A 16,812-nucleotide genomic window follows, 5' to 3' on the forward strand; every position below is an offset into this window, starting at 1 on the left:
CCCTCATTGAAATCGACTTTATAGTATTACTATTTACTGTACAAGCTCTTCCAATCGTCGTTTCAATGGCCTATTTTTAGGGCATACACAAAAACAAGTCTTACAATAAGAGAGCCACCATGCCTGATAACAAAACGCCCCTGCGCTCGGCCCAATGGTTCGGTACGGCAGACAAGAACGGCTTCATGTACCGCAGCTGGATGAAGAACCAAGGCATCGCCGACCACCAGTTCAACGGCAAGCCGATCATCGGCATCTGCAACACCTGGTCCGAGCTGACGCCGTGCAACGCCCACTTCCGTACCATCGCCGAACACGTCAAGCGGGGCGTGATCGAAGCCGGTGGTTTTCCGGTGGAATTCCCGGTGTTCTCCAATGGCGAGTCCAACCTGCGGCCCACGGCGATGCTGACCCGCAACCTGGCGAGCATGGACGTCGAGGAAGCCATTCGCGGCAACCCGATCGACGGCGTGGTGCTGCTCACCGGCTGCGACAAGACCACCCCTGCCCTGCTGATGGGCGCGGCGAGCTGCGACGTACCGGCCATCGTGGTCACGGGCGGGCCGATGCTCAACGGCAAGCACAAGGGCAAGGACATCGGTGCTGGCACCATCGTCTGGCAGATGCATGAGTCGTACAAGGCCGGCCAGATCAGCCTGGACGAATTTCTCTCCGCCGAAGCCGGCATGTCGCGCTCGGCCGGTACCTGCAACACCATGGGCACGGCCTCCACCATGGCCTGCATGGCCGAGGCACTGGGCACCTCGCTGCCGCACAATGCGGCCATTCCGGCGGTGGATTCGCGCCGCTACGTGCTGGCGCACATGTCCGGCATGCGGGCGGTGGCGATGGTCCGCGAAGACTTGCGCCTGTCCAAGATCCTGACTAAAGAGGCGTTCGAAAACGCTATCCGGGTCAATGCGGCCATTGGCGGATCGACCAATGCGGTGATCCATCTCAAGGCGATTGCCGGGCGTATCGGCGTCGAGCTGGAGCTCGACGACTGGACCCGGATCGGCCGTGGCACGCCGACCCTGGTGGACCTGCAGCCCTCCGGGCGCTTCCTGATGGAAGAGTTCTACTATGCCGGCGGCCTGCCAGCCGTGCTGCGACGCCTGGGTGAAAACGGCCTGATTCCTCATCCAGACGCCTTGACGGTCAACGGTCAGTCACTGTGGCAGAACGTGCAGCATTCGCCGATCTATGGCGAGGACGAGGTGATCCGCGCTATCGACAACCCATTGGTGGCCGACGGCGGAATCTGCGTGTTACGCGGTAACCTGGCGCCGCTGGGGGCAGTGCTCAAGCCCTCGGCCGCGACCCCGGCGCTGATGACCCATCGCGGCCGCGCAGTGGTGTTCGAAAACTTCGACATGTACAAGGCACGCATCAACGATCCGGACCTGGACGTGGACGCCAGCTCCATCCTGGTCATGAAGAACTGTGGACCCAAGGGTTATCCAGGCATGGCCGAGGTCGGCAACATGGGCCTGCCGGCCAAGCTGCTGGCACAGGGAGTGACCGATATGGTGCGCATCTCGGATGCGCGCATGAGCGGCACGGCCTACGGCACGGTGGTGCTGCACGTGGCGCCGGAAGCGGCCGCCGGGGGCCCACTGGCAGTGGTTCGCGAGGGTGATTTCATCGAGCTGGACTGCGCCAGCGGGCGGTTGCACCTGGACATTCCCGACAGCGAACTGCAGGCCCGCCTGGCCGACTGGCAGGCACCGGCGCAATCGTTGCTGGTGGGCGGCTATCGGCAGCTGTACATCGACCACGTGATGCAGGCTGACCAGGGCTGTGATTTCGATTTCCTGGTCGGCTGCAGGGGGTCCGAGGTGCCCAGGCATTCGCATTGACCCCCCCGCCCCACCGGCCTGTAGGAGCGGCCAGTGGCCGCGAAAAGAGCACTGCGGTGTGACAGGTATACCGTGGTGAATTTTTCGCGGCCGATGACCGCTCCTACGGAATAGGCGGTGATTGGGCATAAAAAAACCCGACTCAAGGTCGGGTTTTTGCATCGCAGTCAAGCAGGCCGGAAGCTTACTTGGCGCGACCTTTGTACGAACCGCCTTCACGGGTGTCGATCTCGATCATGTCGCCGATCTCGATGAAGTCCGCAACGCTCAGCTCGGTACCGTTCTTCAGTTTGGCAGGCTTCATCACCTTGCCCGAAGTGTCGCCGCGAGCGGAACCTTCGGTGTAGTCGACCTGGCGCACGATGGTGGTCGGCAGCTCGACGCTGACCAGACGCTCTTCGAAGAACACGGCTTCGCAGACGTCGGTCATGCCTTCTTCGACGAACGGCAGAACGGCCTCGATGTCTTCGGCGTTCAGTTCGTACATGGTGTAGTCGGTGGTATCCATGAACGTGTAGCTGTCACCGCTGATGAACGACAGGGTCGCTTCCTTGCGGTCCAGGATCACGTCGTCCAGCTTGTCGTCGGCACTGTAGACGGTTTCGGTCTTGTAGCCGGTCAGCAGGTTCTTCAGCTTGGTCTTCATGATCGCGCTGTTACGGCCCGACTTGGTGAATTCAGCTTTCTGAACCAACCAAGGGTCGTTGTCGATACGGATCACGGTACCGGGTTTCAGTTCTTTACCAGTTTTCATTACGAATATCCGAATTTGGATGGTGATTTACAAAAATCTAGGCCGCGTATCATAGCCAATTTCGGTAAAACTGCACCAGCGTCGTTGCAAGATCAGGCTGAGCGGCCTGTGTGGCGCACCATTGCCGCGCGTGCGCGACCAGTTCCGGCCAGTGCCGAATGGCCTCGCGCCATGCCGGGCCGATGTCGGCGCCCTCCACGCTCTGGTTCCAGGCCCGCCACAGCCCGCGCAACGCGGCATAGGCTGCGGGCGAGAGGCCCTGGCCGTAGCGATCGAGAAACGCCTCGAGTTTTTCCCAGTGCGCGTATTCCTCCTGGACATAGATATGCCAGACCATCGGTGCGGCCGCCCACTGGGCGCGAACGAACGAGTCCTCACCGCGCACGGCATTGAAATCGCAGCACCACAGCAGCCGGTCGTACTCGCTCTGACGGACGAACGGCAGCACCTGCACCTTCAGGCTGCCCCGTTGTACCTGGCTGCCGACGTCCAGCGATGCCTCGCCCAACCATTGGCGCACGTCGGCCAGCACTCGGCCTTCGGGGACCAGCAGGTGGTTGCTGCGCGTGTCATCGGCCAGGGCATCCAGCCACGACCCCAGCCCGCTGTGCTCATAGGCGAACAGCGACAACAGGCGGGCGCCCGGTTCGGGCTCGACACCCAGCCCGGCCAGAAACCTCTGCCGCGCTGCGGGATCGGCTTCGAAGGCCTCGCGGTGCTCGACCAGGCAGGCTTCGCGCAGCAAACCGCCGGTACCGGTGGTGAAGCCGGGAAAGAAGAAGAACTTGCGCAGCCCGCCCGGCTGCGGCGACGGCAGGCCATGGCAGCCATCGACCCAGGTTTCGGCGCTGAGGTAATCAAGGTTCAACCATAACGGGGACGGGCTGCGCGCTGCCATGGCGTCGACGTATTCAGGCGGCAGCTTGCAGGCGAAGGCACCTACCACCACATCGGCAACCTCGGTGGCCTGCCATGCGCCGCGCCAATGGCGGACTTCCACGCCGTCATGCCACTGCTGCGGCTGTTCGGCGCTGGCGGCAGGCCACAAACGGGCGAATGGCACCAGATCGTCGACCCACAGGCGCACCTGCATACCGTGCTCGACCTGCAGCTGCCGGGCCAGGCGCCAGGTGATGCCGATGTCGCCGTAGTTGTCCACGACCGTGCAGAAAATGTCCCAGGTGGCCTTCATGGCTGACTCCAACGCAAACGTTTACACAAAGCCGGCTATTGTCCGCATAAACGTCCGCGCACAGAAGCACTAAAGGCGGTTCGTGCGACAATTGCCCGCTCGTTCCCACCCTCAGTCCAACCATGAACAAACCTGCCCTGTTGCAAGCCATCATCGAACGCCTGACCGTTGATCTGGACGTGGCTCAGCGTGCCGCGCAGACGGCCTATGAAACCGCCACCCATGAAGAGAACGTGGCCGAGAACAAGTACGACACGCTCGGGTTGGAGGCGTCCTACCTGGCCACCGGGCAAGCGCGGCGCATGGAAGAGATTCGCCACGGGTTGGCGAAATTCCGTGCACTGCAGTTGCGTGATCTTCAGGCAGGGATCGAACTGGGCGCACTGGTGGCGCTGGATTCGGAAAGCGGTGTGCGCCAGTGGTTTTTCCTGGGGCCCGATGCGGCGGGGTTGAAGCTGGATTTCGAAGGCTGCCCGGTCATGGTCATCACCCCGCGCTCGCCCTTGGGGCAAAGCCTGTTGGGCAAGAGCGTGGATGATGAGGTCAGCATGGCGGGCAATGTTCAGGTCATTGCCCAGGTGATTTGACGCCCGGCGCAAGTAGACACACCGCGTGAACCGTTGACGCGGTTTGCCTGGTACACCGCGTGCAACATTGACGCTGCGATCCCCTGTAGCAGCGGCGCAAGCCGCGTCCGGCCTCAACGCGGATTGTCTGATACACCGCATGCGCCGCCGACGCGGCTCGCGCCGCTGCTACAGGGATGGCGCAAGCCGCGTCCGGCGTCGACACGGTTCGCCGGGTACACGGCGAGTACCGTGCACGCGGCGTGGGGGTTACTTCTTGTCGGGTAGCGCGTAGGCGATCACGTAGTCACCGCGATCCGGCGACTGGCGCGCACCACCCGCGGTGATGACCACGTACTGCTTGCCCGTCTTGGGCGAGACGAAGGTCATCGGGCCGCCCTGGCTGCCAACCGGCAGACGAGCCTTCCAGGCCTCTTCGCCGGTGGCCGAGTTGAACGCACGCAGGTAGTAATCCTGGGTACCGGCAATGAACACCAGGCCGCCCTGGGTCGACAGCGTGCCGCCCAGTGTCGGCATGCCGATCGGCAGCGGCAGGTGCATTTTCACACCCAGCGGCCCGGTATCTTCCACGGTCCCCACCGGCACCTGCCAGGCAACTTTCTGGGTCTTCATGTCGATTGCGGTCAGGGTACCGAACGGTGGCGCCTGGCAAGGAATACCGGCGATAGACAGGAAGCGGTTCTTGTTCACCGCATACGGCGTGCCCTTGAGCGGTACCGCGCCCATGCCGGTGTTGAGCGCTTCGCCACCCGAAGACGCCTTGGCATCCTTCTGCTGAGGCACCATCTGCACCCACAGGCCCAGACGCATGTCATTCACGAAGATGAAGCCATGCACCGGATCGGTCGACAGGCTGCCCCAGTTCATCCCACCCAGAGACCCCGGGAAGCTGAGCGACACATCGGTACCCGGCGCGGTGTACAGACCCTCATAGCGCATTTTCTTGAACGAGATCCGGCACAGCATCTGGTCGAACGGAGTCGCACCCCACATGTCCGACTCGGTCAGGTGTTGCGCGCCGATCTGCGGCATGCCCACCGACAGCGGCTGAGTCTTGGCATAGGGTTCGCCAGGAATGTCCGAGCCCTTGACTGGAATGTCCTGCACGGCCGTCAGCGGTTGACCGGTCGCGCGGTCCAGCACATAGATCTGCCCCGCCTTGGTGCCGATCACCACTGCCGGCACACTGCTGCCGTCAGGCTTGGGGAAGTCCATCAGGGTTGGCTGCATGGGCAGGTCGAAGTCCCAGAGGTCGTTGCGCACGGTCTGGTAGACCCACTTCTCTTCACCGGTGGTCGCGTTCAACGCCAGGATCGAAGCACCATAGCGGTGATTCAGCGGCGTGCGCTCGACACCGTAGATATCGGTCGACGAACTGCCCATGGGCAGGAACACGGTGTTCATCTTCGGATCGTACGACATCGGTGCCCAGCTGTTGGGCGTGCTGCGCACATAGGTGTTGTCGCCGGTCGGCGCCTGCTTGTCCTCGGGGTTGCCCGGATCAAACGCCCAGCGCATTTCGCCAGTGACCACATCGAAACCGCGGATTACACCGCCCGGCATGTCGGCCTGGACGTTGTCGGCGACACGACCACCGACCACTACCGTGGTACCGGCCATCAACGGCGCGGAGGACAACTGATAGTAGGAATCCGGGACATTCCCCAGGCCCGCTTTCAGGTCCACCTGACCCTTGTTGCCAAAACCTTCACAGAACTCGCCCGTGTCGGCATCCACGGCAATCAGGCGAGCATCGATGGTGTTGGTCAACAAGCGACGCTGGCAATTGGCACCCGGCGCGACCGCAACAGCCTTGACCGGCGTATTGCCTTCGCTCGACTCCACCACCGCACTGCTGGCGTCGAAGTAGGCCAGGCCACGGCAACGCTGCCAGACCGCAGCCTGAGCATTGATCTGGTTTTTCCACAGCTCTTTGCCGGTGTCGGCGTTCAGCGCAATGATGTTGTTGTGCGGAGTGCAGATGAACACCTTGTCACCCACCTGCAGCGGCGTGGCCTGGTCTTCAGCGCCGTTGCCATTGCTGATGGCGACGTCACCGGTGTGGTAGGTCCAGGCCGGAACCAGATCGGCGACGTTGCCGCGATTGATCTGGTCGAGAGCGGCGAAGCGGTTGCCGCCTTCATCGTTGCCGTAATGGGCCCAGTCCTTCTGCGCGTTGGCCGGCGTGACCTGAGTCAGGCCTGGGCCTTCGCCGGTCGGGGCGACCGAGGCATGCGGCACGAACATGCCGGCGGCGCCCGCCACGACGGCCACGGCCAGCAGCGCGCCGAGCGCATAGCCGGCGCGACCGCCGTTCAGCCCATTGGCGCGACGCAAGGTCGGATAGGCCAGTGCCACCACCAGGCTCAGCACGCCGAGCGCGAACAGACGGGAAATCTGCGGCCAGAAGTTGAGCCCGGCGTCGACCAGCGCCCAGATCACCGACAGCACCATGACCGCTGCGAACAGCCATGCGCCGAGCAGGCGTGACTTGAATAGAGCAATGGCGGCAACGGTCATGCCCAGGCCGGCCAGCAGGAAATACCAGCTGCCGCCCAGGCTGGCGAGGTAGCCCCCGCCCGCAAGGTAGAGCAGTCCGAACACGAGTACGCCCAAGGCGGCGACCCAGATGGGCCAGCGGCGCACCGCTGGTGAAGGTTGAGGCTTAGTCATGTTGCATGATCCTGTTGACGCATGAACGTTTCTGGAAGGTTGAGCAAAGTGTAGGCAAGCCATCGCGACACGCTTGTCGGGACGATGTTCGTGACGCACTTTCACGACCTGCACGGCTTCCCGATCAGGTTCCGAAGAGGAACGACGGGCGCCGTCACAGCATTAACTAATTAGTTAGTTACGCAACGATATCAAAAAAAACCGACAGCTGCGACAAATCGCCCCGGCGTGGATGGGTGAAACACTGTTGCGCCGATTGTAACGCTGCCTGGTTTTTCCTCAGCGGCACCTGGGCTCAAGGCACATCCTTGAAGAACGCATGGCCGCCGAGTACTAGCGTACGCGTCGCGCCAGCGGCCCAGGCTGGCGGTGGGGACAGGCGCAACGCATGGTAATGCGTGGCACCGTCGGTGGGGTCCGCCGTACGGCCAGCGATGACCTGCTCGGCCACCGCCAGGGCCTGCGCCCATTGCGCCTGCGGAATGGGACGAGCGCCGCTGAGGTAGGGGTAGTTGGGGTCACCAGGGTTCCAGCAACTGAACTGCCAGGATTTGTGACACACGCCGATGTAGCCCTCGCCCCACCAGGATCGGCGGTTGGCATCATGCACACGGTTGCGGATGACCCACGCCACCGCTATCTGCCCGGCGATGCCTTCGCCACGAGCCTCCCCCCATAGCGTTCGCGCAACGACGTCGTGTACCTGCTGAATGTGTGTCATGGTGATCTCTGAATATGAATGGCCAAGGCGACAAGGCTGGGCGAAGCCTCGTGGCAGTCCCGATTGCCTTGCCCGCGTGGCCAGATTGCTGAGCTCCACGAGGGTTTGCCAGCCGGCAGCAATTCCCCGCCTGCCAAGTCGTGGCTGCAGTTTCCCGTGGCGAGGGTCGATGCCAAAGGCTTGAGAATTGGCGGCATTGGCTCTACAAATGTCATCGCCATGCCCGGTCCGTCGCCCCGCGCCGACCTGCCCTCGATCGACCATCCCATCACGGAGTCCCATTGCCGATGCACGCACCCGACGACGACCTGGATACCGGTGCCCACACCTCCGGCTGGGGACTGAGCCGTCTGCATGCCGCAACATCGGTCAGGTGGGTGGCCAAGCTGTTGTCATGGGTGGCCCTGCTTACCGGTGCCACGGCACTCTGCGAATATGTGCTTGGCCAGCCATTGCTGGGCTATCTCTTTGCGGGCCTGATGGGCATGTCGCCGTTGACGGCCATGGCGCTTTGCGGTCTGGCGCTGTCCAGCCTCCTGGGACGTCGCGCGCGACCCAGCTGGTTGCTTGCGGGCCTGGCTTCGACCAGCGCATTCGCCTTGCTGGGCACACACCTGTTGCTCGGTGCAGACGTCTTGAGCCCGGCGCTGAACGCCTGGCTGTTTCCGCCTTCGGCGCTCTTGGTCGGTAGCGTTTCGACGGCCACGGCGAGCTGCCTGGCTTTGCTGGGCGTGGCCCGCATGGCCCAGTTGGCTGGCCGCCACAAAGCCTGCGATGTACTTGCCCTGCTCGCCTTCGGCCTGGCCGGCATCGGCCTGCTGGGCTATGCCTACGGCGTCAAGGATTTGTACTCGGTGCTGCTGTTCAATGCCATGGCGGTCCACACCGCTGCAGCGCTGGCCTGCCTGGCTGTTTCAACGATGCTTTTTCAGGCCGATCAGGGTTGGCTGAACGTGGTCACGCTGAGCAACCGTGCAGGCGCAGTCACCCGTCGGCAATTGCTGCTCACGGCCATCCTGCCAGTGATCGGCTGGCTGTTGCTGTCGGCCATCAACGCCCGCGCCATCGGTGCGCCCGCCGCCCTGGCCCTGGTGGTGGCGACGGTGTTTCTGCCGCTGGTCATCCTGATCATCAAGGACGGCCGGGTCACGGCGCGCCTGGACCTGCAACGGCAGAAGCAGCGTCGCCTGGAAACCACCATCAGGCAGCGTCTGGAACTGGAGCTGGATCAGAAGCGCGCCGAACTGGAACAGGAGTCTGCGCAACGCATCGTCGCCGAACAGGTGATGAACCGTGCCCAACGCCTGGATGCAATCGGACAACTGACGGGCGGTATCGCCCACGATTTCAACAACCTGCTGATGGGCATTTCAGGCAACCTCGAGCTGCTGCATCGCCATGTAGAGAGTGATCCCAAGGCCTCTAAGTACGTGACTCGGGCGACGCTGTCCACGGAAAAGGGCATTCGCCTGACCGGGCAGCTGCTGGCGTTCTCGCGTACGCAACGGCTGAACGTATCGGCAGTCAGCCTTGCCGACACCGTCACTGCGGCCTTCGAACTGGTTGGAAACGCGCTGGGCCCCGACATCAATATCGACATGCAGACGCCTGACCGCAGCCTGTTCGTCAGCACCGACCCCCTGCAATTGGAAATGGCCATACTCAACCTCGCCCTGAACGCCAGGGACGCGATGCCCGACGGCGGCTGGTTCACCGTCAAATGCTCGCCGACCGCTCCGCCGGGTACACCGCCCAGCGTATCGATCCGGGTCAGTGACAGTGGTACCGGCATGTCCGCGGAAGTGCTGGCCAAGGCGTGCGAGCCGTTCTTCACCACCAAGGAATCGGGCCGTGGCACCGGGCTGGGTCTGGCGCAGGTCTACGGCCTGTGCCGTCAATGTGGCGGCGACCTGAAGATCACCAGTGAACCGGGCCAAGGCTCGACCTTCGAACTGGTACTGCCCATGGCCGAGCGTCCACGCGCGAATTCCATCAACCCGCAGCCGACCAGCGTCACGGTGGCGCTCGCCCCTCTCGCCCAACCGGTGCTGGTGGTCGACGATGACGATGCAGTGCGCACGGTGCTGGTCGACGATCTGCGGGTGCGGGGCTATCAGGTGCTCGAGGCCGATTGTGGTGGCAAGGCTCTGGCGATACTGGGCAACACGCGCTGCGCCGCAGCCGTCATCGACTTCCTGATGCCGGAGATGAACGGCGCCGAATTGGCGCGCAAGGCACGCCAACTCGTCCCGCAGTTACCGATCATCTTCATCAGTGGCTATGCCGACACCCTTGCACTGGATGCCATCGCCGGCGCCGTGGTGCTGCGCAAGCCGTTTGAACTCGACGAGCTGGACCGACTGGTCAGGGAGTTGGCCGGCGCGCCTGGGTCGGACGCCTGACGGCGACGGACATTTGGCCGATTTGCGATCCACGACAACGTGCCGGAAAAGACTGGCAAGCCGCCCATTTCAAAAAAATCGGAACCTTCCGCCAAACAGGGCGACCTAAACACAGCGTACGTACCATGCCTACGCCATGGCTGCCTCTTGGGTCTGAGCCAGACCGTCCACCAAGGAGATTTTGAAATGACCGACGCTCATAAAGAAACGATCAAGGTACTCAACGACCTCATCGAAACATCGAAAGATGGTGAGGCTGGTTTCAAGGATCTCGCCGAAAACACCAAAAACCCTGAACTGAAGGCAGTCTTCACAGCCGCCGCTTCGGATACCGCCAGCGGTGCTGCAGAACTGCAGAACGAAGTACGCAAGCTGGGTGGCGAACCCGAAACCACCACCAGCGTTGCAGGCGATCTGCACCGTCGTTGGGTCGACCTGAAGTCGGCCATCACCGGCAAGGACGACGTCGCACTGCTCAACGAAGCAGAGCGCGGCGAAGACGTTGCCAAGAAGAGCTACACCAAAGCGCTGGAAAACCATGACGTGACCCCTGAGGTACGCGCCGTGATCCAGAAGCAGTTCGATGGCGTCATGCGCAACCATGACAAGATCAAGGCACTGCGTGACGCAGCTCGCGCTCAGAAATGAGTGAGGGGCTTGGGCGGCTGCCAAGGCCGCCCGAGCCGTGCTTCTTGCGCAACGCCCCCCGCCTTGACAACATCCCCGCCGTTCCCCCATCGACTCAACGTGTCACATAGCCCATGACTGGGGCAGGTACTTTGACGTCGCCCTGAAAGCGATGCCATTCCTTGTCGATTTCCTTGTAGCTCATGAACACACTCACCCGCTTGGCGTCGGCCAGGTCGGTATTGGTCATGGACTGGGTGTAGCGCGTCGGCACGAATGCCACCGTGATACCGACTACCGAGCCGTCATCTGCATACACCGGACCGCCCGACATGCCCATGGCGCTCGGACCGTCGTGGATGGAATAGAGCACGCCATCGTTGAGGTTGCTGAGCAGCAACTTGCCTTCCTTCACCTTGCCGCTGCCTTTGAGGGGCATCAACAGTGGACTGAAGCCGACGGCGGTGACGTTTTCGCCGACCGATGCCTGACGCCAGTGGGGAGCCGCAGCAGCCTTGCGCTTGATGAAGACCACATCGCCACGGCCACGGTGCGCAACGTCACTGAGGTAAGGGGTGTGCTTGGCAGAAACCGCGTAATCCTCATTCCATTGCACGGCCGAGGCTTGATACAGAAGAGGGGCGGGAAGACTCGAGGTGACCATGAAAGCGTCTTTGTAGGCGGCATCGCTGACAAAGGGAGTTGGCATGCCATTGCAGCCGGAAAGAAGCAGGCCGAACATCAGGCAGATAGATCGATTCATCGTGTTCCAGTGTAGCAATCCCATTTCTGGGACTATAAAAGCAACCTTGCTTGCGTGGTTCTCATCCCTCTGGACGAGAATAGGTTCGCGTGCGCGAGTATTTGTAAAGACCCTGGAAACCGGCGCGTTGATGGGTGCGCTACGCGGTGCTCCAGGCCGCCATTGTTCCCTGGCGATCCTGTCGGATCGTGACTGACAGCGTGATCGGGTGTTGGTGGGCATGATCGCGAAGCATCGCGAGCCTTCGAACGCCACGTCCGGCCAACCAAAGCCACAACGCTCCAAAATACGGGACGTGGTGGCCGATGATGACATTATGACATCATCCATCTTTCACCAGCAACAAGAATAATGGCACATGGCCATTTCTTTTGGTTGCACAGTGAAAAGGGTATCGGACGGGTCAAGGGAGTCTTTAATATCAATATGCTACTACTGTGACGTGGTTCCGATTTCGTTGGCGGACGCCAGCATGACCCTTGCGCCGCACATCTACTCCCAAGGCGGCCCATCGACGAAGTGCGATTCGATCCAGGCCTTGAATGCCAGGACGGTCGCTGCCGGAAACTTCGAAGAAGGTCGTATCAGGTAGATTCCGCCCACTGAGTCCAATCGCCAGTCGGGCAGTATCTGAACCAGGTCGCCGGACGCCAGCTGGCGGCTCATCAGCCATTCGCCCGCACCCAGAATGCCCGTGCCGGCCATTGCGGCGCTGAGCAGGGTTTCGCTGTCGTTGGATGTCAGGGTGCCTTGCGTGGTCACGCTTTCCTGACGGTCTGCGCGGTGCAGCTTCCATTCCGGAAACGAGGCCAGCCCGCTGAAACGCAGGCAGTTGTGCCTGACCAGATCTGCAGGCATCAGCGGCATGCCGCAGCGTTCCACGTAGGCAGGGGATGCACAGAGAATGCGGCGATGGTCGCAGAGCTTGTTGGCAATCAGTCGGCTGTCTTCCAGCTCGCCGATGCGCAGGGCCAGGTCATAGCCTTGCTCGATGATGTCGACGACGTGCTCGCTGTAGTCGGCAACGATCGACACACCGGGGTGTGCGCTCAAGAACTCGGGCAGCAACGGGGCCACCCACAGGCGCCCCATGGCCGCTGGCAGCGCCAGGCGCAGGACCCCGCGCACCTGGGAAACGCCTGACGTGGCCTGCTGCTCGGCTTCGACGATTTGGCTCAGGGCTGCGCGCAGGCGTTGTTCCAGCTTGGCGCCGACTTCGGTAATCCGGACCTGGCGAGTGGAGCGCTCCATGAGGCGCACGCCCAGCCGCTTTTCCATGGCGGCCAGACGCTTGGAGATCACCGTAGGGTGACGCTGGAGCAAGCGACCGGCAGCAACGAACGAGCCTTGGCTGGCCACGGCAAGGAAGGCGGCGATCTCGTCGCTGTGCTGACTGTCGAGCAGGTCCGGGGTCATGGGGCGAGAATGATCGCCCCGGCGGACTGACCCGATTCGAGCGCCTCATGGGCGCGAGCCGCTTCGGTCAAGGGGTAGGTCTTCCAGATCCGCGGGGTGATGATGCCCGCCTCGACCGCCGCCAGCACGTCGGCTGCGCGCTCCTGGTATTCGGCTGTGGAAGCCGTGTGCGCGACGATGGAAGGCCGGGTCAGGAACAGCGAGCCCTTGCCGTTGAGGGTCGACAGCTCGACCGCGCCGGGCGCACCCGACGATGCGCCGAACGACACCATCAGGCCGCGCGGACGCAGGCTGTCCAGCGACGCTTCGAAGGAGAGGCGACCAATCGGGTCGTAGACCACATCGACCTTGCGCCCCTGGGTGAGCTTGGCCACGTCCGCGGCGAGCGTGGCCGCATCGAATACCAGCACCTCGTCGCAGCCCACCGCCTTTGCCCGCTCGACGCTCTCGGGTTTGGACACCACACCGATGACGTACGCCCCCAGGTGTTTGGCCCACTGCCCCATGATCTGGCCCAGGCCGCCGGCGACGCCGTACAGCAGCATCGTCGTACCGGGGCCTACCAGGTAGGTGGATTTCAACAGGTACTGTGCAGTGATGCCTTTGAACAACACGGCCGCGGCCTGCTCGAAGCTGACCCCGGCCGGCAGCTTCACCAGCCGTTCGGCCGGATAGAGCCTTTGCGCCGCGTAGCCGCCCAAGGGCCCGGTGGCATAGGCGACGCGGTCGCCTGGCTGCACGTTGGTCACCCCTGGCCCCACCGAGATCACGGTGCCCGCGCCTTCCAGGCCCAAGCCGGACGGCAGCGGTACCTTGACCGCACCATTGCGCTGGGTGACATCCAGGTAGTTCACGCCCACGGCCGCCTGCTGCAGCCACGCCTGCCCTTCGCCCGGCGCCTGCTCGACCACGGTGTCTTCCCACAGCACGGAGGAATCACCGGGTTGATTGAAACGGATCACTGCGGCCATGTCGTTCTCCAGTCGGTCAATAGTGCCGACGAGTATGGAAACGCGCCCAGCGTTACACAAGACGGTGAATCTGCAGTATATACCTGCACTGGGTGCAGCAATGATCAGATGACGATTGACCTGTTGTGCCCGGACCGATTGCCTGTCGTTGCGGGTTTGTTTACCGTTCAGGCCACTGGTCGACACTCGGTGCATCGCTCACAGGGACACGTCATGGCTGTAGTTGCAGACAAAGGCACGACTTCCATAGGCCTGGTGCACGAAGCCCTGCACGGTGCAATGCAGCGCGGATTCGACATCCAGCCGGTGCTGCGAGACGCGGGCATCGACCCAGGGTTGCTTGACGCGCCCCAGGCCAGAGTCTCCGCAGTCGCGTTTTCTCGACTCTGGATTGCGCTGGCCAACGCGCTGGACGACGAGTTCTTCGCCATCGACAGCCATCCTCTGCGCAGAGGCAGCTTTCGGCTCATGTGCCATGTGGCCCTGGGCTGCCACTCGCTGGAGCAGGCGCTGCGGCGGATCCTGATGTTTCTGCGCATCGCCCTGGACGACGTCTACGGCGAGCTGACGTACGAAGACGACTCGGCGGTGCTGGTCATTCACGACCACGGCGTGGAAAGACGCCTGTTCAGCTATGGCACCTGGCTGATCCTGGTGCACGGACTGCTCTGCTGGCTGGGCGGCCGGCGCTTGCCTATCCAAAGCATCGGCTTCCGGCCGGCGCAACCTTTGGACGACAGCGACTACCGCCTGCGCTTTTGCGAGTCGCTGGCGTTCGGTGTCGCCCAGACTACCGTCCGGTTCGATCGCAGCCTCCTCGCCCTCAAGGTCGTGCAGACACCCGCAACCCTTACACCCTTCCTGGAAGAGTCGCCCGGCAATTTGCTGGTCAAGTATCGGAACGATGAAAGTACGGGAGCAAAGGTTCGTCAGAAGCTGCGCGGTGTGGATCCGGAGGACTGGCCTGAGTTCGACAAGTTGGCGAAATCGCTGGGCACTTCGAGTTCGACGCTGCAACGACGGTTGCACATCGAAGGCTTGAGCTACCAGCGGCTGAAAGACGATCTTCGTCGGGACATGGCCATCCATCTGCTGGGCCGTGAAGAGCTGACGGTCGTGGAAGTTGCACTGCAAACCGGTTTTCAGGATGCCAGTGCCTTCCATCGCGCGTTCAAGAAGTGGACGGGCGTAAGTCCCGGCTGCTATCGCCGCAACGAAGCCGATGAAACATAGGCCTCACTGCTCCCCCTTCTGAAAGATTCACGATCCGTCCCTTTCCTGTCCCCACCCCGGACTGTCCAAACACCCCAATCAGAACGACGACTTTGGACATGGGCGTAGCCCATGCCGGCGCCTACGATAGCCGAACCCCAGCCATGGCCGCTGCCCATGGCCTGGTCGGCAGAACACCTGTGCACTTCAAAACAAAAATAAAACCGAAGGAGACACGCTATGCAACCCGTGAACGTTTTCGCGCTGGCAAAGGATTCAAGGTTCAACCGCTTCCATGGCCTGATCCTGTTCTGGTGCGTGCTCATCCTGATCATCGACGGCTATGACCTCGCCGTTGTGGGTGCGGCACTGCCGGCCATCATGAAGGACATGAACATCGAGGCGACCAGTGCCGGCATCATGGCCGGCTCGGCGCTGTTCGGCACCATGCTCGGGGCAATTTTTCTCGGCACGCTGGCCGATCGCATCGGTCGGCCGAAGATGACGGCCATCTGCGTTGCGCTGTTCAGTCTGTTCACTGCGGGTGCCGGGCTGACCAACGACCCCATCAGCTTCAGCGTCATGCGTTTCATCGCAGGGCTGGGCATTGGCGGCGTACTGCCGATCTGCACCGCGCAAATGGGCGAGTTTTCGCCATTGAAACTGCGCACCCGCCTGGTAACGCTGGTATTCGCCGGTTATTCCGTGGGTGGCATCCTGGTCGCCCTCACCGCAAAACAGCTGATCGAAAGTCACGGCTGGCAATGGGTGTTCTACGTCGCGGGCCTGCCCGTGATCCTGATCCCGTTCATTCTCAAGAGCATGCCTGACTCCATCGGCTACATGCTCAAACAGGGCCAGCAGGACGCACTCAGGGAGGTGGCGCGAAAGCTCGATCCCGGCAACATGATTCCCGACGATGCGGTGATGGCCGGCAACCCGGAGATCCTCGACAAACAGGATTCCCCCGTGCGCAACCTGTTCGCCGATGGCCGCGGTTTCAGCACGGTCATGATCTGGGCGGCATTCATGACCGGGTTGTTCATGGTCTACGCGCTGAACTCCTGGCTGACCAAGCTGATGGCCATGGCGGGTTTCAGCCTGGGATCGGCGCTGAATTTCGTGATCGTGTTCAATGTCGGTGCCATCGTCGGCGCGCTGGGCGGTGGCTGGCTGGGCGACAGGTTCAACATCAAGCGTGTGCTGGTGTGCTTCTACATCGTCGGCGCCCTGGCGCTGGTCATGCTTGCCTACACCCGCTCGCCGGGCCTGCTCTACGCCGTGGTGTTCACGGTCGGCGCATCGACCTTGGGTACGCAACTGCTGGCCTACGCCTACGCCGGCGATTTCTACCCTTCGACCATCAGGGCCACCGGCGTCGGCTTTGCATCGGGCGTGGGCCGCATAGGCGCCATCGTGGCCCCGGTACTGATCGGTTGGTTGATCTCGATGCACTTGCCGCTGGAGCAGAACTTCATGGCCATCGCCCTTGCCGGGCTGATCGGTGCGGCGGCGGTTTCGCTGATCAATCAGTCCCTCGCCGATTCTTCCCAGGCACGCTCGACCCGCCGCGCGCCATCGGCCACCGACAGTGCGGCCTTGAATCCTGCAACCTCCAAATCCACCTGACTGGGG

The 16,812-nt window shown here is 62.5% G+C and carries 13 protein-coding genes; 6 read left to right on the forward strand and 7 right to left on the reverse strand.

Features of this window, described 5'->3' with window-relative positions; all coding sequences use genetic code 11:
- Positions 1-119: 119 nt before the first annotated feature.
- Positions 120-1,859: an IlvD/Edd family dehydratase gene (locus tag ONG87_RS14020; RefSeq protein WP_264381460.1), complete on the forward strand. Its 1,740-nt coding sequence runs from the start codon at positions 120-122 to the stop codon at positions 1,857-1,859.
- 184 nt (positions 1,860-2,043) lie between these two features.
- Here the strand turns inward: ONG87_RS14020 and ONG87_RS14025 are convergent, their stop codons facing one another.
- Positions 2,044-2,613 (reverse strand): elongation factor P, encoded by a 570-nt coding sequence (locus tag ONG87_RS14025; RefSeq protein ID WP_049858924.1) that lies wholly within the window; start codon positions 2,611-2,613, stop codon positions 2,044-2,046.
- Positions 2,614-2,662: 49 nt separating this feature from the next.
- Complete coding sequence (earP, locus tag ONG87_RS14030) at positions 2,663-3,805, reverse strand: elongation factor P maturation arginine rhamnosyltransferase EarP (protein ID WP_264381461.1); 1,143 nt, start codon at positions 3,803-3,805, stop codon at positions 2,663-2,665.
- 122 nt (positions 3,806-3,927) lie between these two features.
- Here earP and ONG87_RS14035 point away from each other — a divergent pair, with 122 nt between their 5' ends.
- Positions 3,928-4,392, forward strand: a complete 465-nt coding sequence (locus ONG87_RS14035; RefSeq protein ID WP_122476129.1) for a GreA/GreB family elongation factor — start codon at positions 3,928-3,930, stop codon at positions 4,390-4,392.
- A gap of 249 nt (positions 4,393-4,641) precedes the next feature.
- Here the strand turns inward: ONG87_RS14035 and ONG87_RS14040 are convergent, their stop codons facing one another.
- Positions 4,642-7,065, reverse strand: a complete 2,424-nt coding sequence (locus tag ONG87_RS14040; RefSeq protein WP_264381462.1) for a glucose/quinate/shikimate family membrane-bound PQQ-dependent dehydrogenase — start codon at positions 7,063-7,065, stop codon at positions 4,642-4,644.
- 295 nt (positions 7,066-7,360) lie between these two features.
- Positions 7,361-7,786, reverse strand: coding sequence for a cell wall hydrolase (locus ONG87_RS14045; RefSeq protein WP_264381463.1), 426 nt, complete (start codon positions 7,784-7,786; stop codon positions 7,361-7,363).
- Positions 7,787-8,073: 287 nt separating this feature from the next.
- Here ONG87_RS14045 and ONG87_RS14050 point away from each other — a divergent pair, with 287 nt between their 5' ends.
- A complete protein-coding gene (locus ONG87_RS14050; protein ID WP_264381464.1) occupies positions 8,074-10,188 on the forward strand; it encodes an ATP-binding protein in 2,115 nt (704 codons plus the stop codon).
- Between the two features lie 186 nt (positions 10,189-10,374).
- Positions 10,375-10,836, forward strand: a complete 462-nt coding sequence (locus ONG87_RS14055) for a PA2169 family four-helix-bundle protein (RefSeq protein WP_122713820.1) — start codon at positions 10,375-10,377, stop codon at positions 10,834-10,836.
- A gap of 94 nt (positions 10,837-10,930) precedes the next feature.
- Here the strand turns inward: ONG87_RS14055 and ONG87_RS14060 are convergent, their stop codons facing one another.
- The 3 genes from ONG87_RS14060 to ONG87_RS14070 all read right to left on the reverse strand — a co-directional run bounded on the left by ONG87_RS14060 (position 10,931) and on the right by ONG87_RS14070 (position 13,965).
- On the reverse strand, positions 10,931-11,578 hold the full coding sequence (locus ONG87_RS14060; protein WP_264381465.1) for a serine protease: 648 nt from the start codon (positions 11,576-11,578) through the stop codon (positions 10,931-10,933).
- Positions 11,579-12,070: 492 nt separating this feature from the next.
- Positions 12,071-12,994, reverse strand: a complete 924-nt coding sequence (locus tag ONG87_RS14065; protein ID WP_192137981.1) for a LysR family transcriptional regulator — start codon at positions 12,992-12,994, stop codon at positions 12,071-12,073.
- Positions 12,991-13,965 carry a quinone oxidoreductase gene (locus ONG87_RS14070; RefSeq protein WP_264381466.1) on the reverse strand — a complete coding sequence of 325 codons (975 nt, stop codon included), beginning with the start codon at positions 13,963-13,965 and terminating at the stop codon, positions 12,991-12,993. Before ONG87_RS14070 ends, ONG87_RS14065 begins: the two co-directional genes overlap by 4 nt.
- 213 nt (positions 13,966-14,178) lie before the next feature.
- On the opposite strand from ONG87_RS14070, the gene ONG87_RS14075 reads away from it, so the two are divergent.
- Both ONG87_RS14075 and ONG87_RS14080 read left to right on the forward strand, forming a co-directional pair.
- The gene (locus ONG87_RS14075; RefSeq protein WP_264381467.1) at positions 14,179-15,198 is read left to right on the forward strand and encodes an AraC family transcriptional regulator; all 1,020 of its coding nucleotides are present in this window, start codon (positions 14,179-14,181) and stop codon (positions 15,196-15,198) included.
- Positions 15,199-15,417: 219 nt separating this feature from the next.
- The gene (locus tag ONG87_RS14080) at positions 15,418-16,806 is read left to right on the forward strand and encodes an MFS transporter (protein WP_122476145.1); all 1,389 of its coding nucleotides are present in this window, start codon (positions 15,418-15,420) and stop codon (positions 16,804-16,806) included.
- Positions 16,807-16,812: the final 6 nt, after the last annotated feature.

Origin of the sequence: Pseudomonas sp. MM227, from assembly GCF_947090715.1 — a bacterium.
Lineage (GTDB): Bacteria > Pseudomonadota > Gammaproteobacteria > Pseudomonadales > Pseudomonadaceae > Aquipseudomonas > Aquipseudomonas baltica.

What these genes read in the sequence shown, in the direction of transcription:
- ONG87_RS14020 (WP_264381460.1), top strand. Translation starts at nt 120, where the DNA reads ATGCCTGATAACAAAACGCCCCTGCGCTCGGCCCAATGGTTCGGTACG.
- ONG87_RS14025 (WP_049858924.1), bottom strand. Translation starts at nt 2,613, where the DNA reads ATGAAAACTGGTAAAGAACTGAAACCCGGTACCGTGATCCGTATCGAC.
- earP (WP_264381461.1), bottom strand. Translation starts at nt 3,805, where the DNA reads ATGAAGGCCACCTGGGACATTTTCTGCACGGTCGTGGACAACTACGGC.
- ONG87_RS14035 (WP_122476129.1), top strand. Translation starts at nt 3,928, where the DNA reads ATGAACAAACCTGCCCTGTTGCAAGCCATCATCGAACGCCTGACCGTT.
- ONG87_RS14040 (WP_264381462.1), bottom strand. Translation starts at nt 7,065, where the DNA reads ATGACTAAGCCTCAACCTTCACCAGCGGTGCGCCGCTGGCCCATCTGG.
- ONG87_RS14045 (WP_264381463.1), bottom strand. Translation starts at nt 7,786, where the DNA reads ATGACACACATTCAGCAGGTACACGACGTCGTTGCGCGAACGCTATGG.
- ONG87_RS14050 (WP_264381464.1), top strand. Translation starts at nt 8,074, where the DNA reads ATGCACGCACCCGACGACGACCTGGATACCGGTGCCCACACCTCCGGC.
- ONG87_RS14055 (WP_122713820.1), top strand. Translation starts at nt 10,375, where the DNA reads ATGACCGACGCTCATAAAGAAACGATCAAGGTACTCAACGACCTCATC.
- ONG87_RS14060 (WP_264381465.1), bottom strand. Translation starts at nt 11,578, where the DNA reads ATGAATCGATCTATCTGCCTGATGTTCGGCCTGCTTCTTTCCGGCTGC.
- ONG87_RS14065 (WP_192137981.1), bottom strand. Translation starts at nt 12,994, where the DNA reads ATGACCCCGGACCTGCTCGACAGTCAGCACAGCGACGAGATCGCCGCC.
- ONG87_RS14070 (WP_264381466.1), bottom strand. Translation starts at nt 13,965, where the DNA reads ATGGCCGCAGTGATCCGTTTCAATCAACCCGGTGATTCCTCCGTGCTG.
- ONG87_RS14075 (WP_264381467.1), top strand. Translation starts at nt 14,179, where the DNA reads ATGGCTGTAGTTGCAGACAAAGGCACGACTTCCATAGGCCTGGTGCAC.
- ONG87_RS14080 (WP_122476145.1), top strand. Translation starts at nt 15,418, where the DNA reads ATGCAACCCGTGAACGTTTTCGCGCTGGCAAAGGATTCAAGGTTCAAC.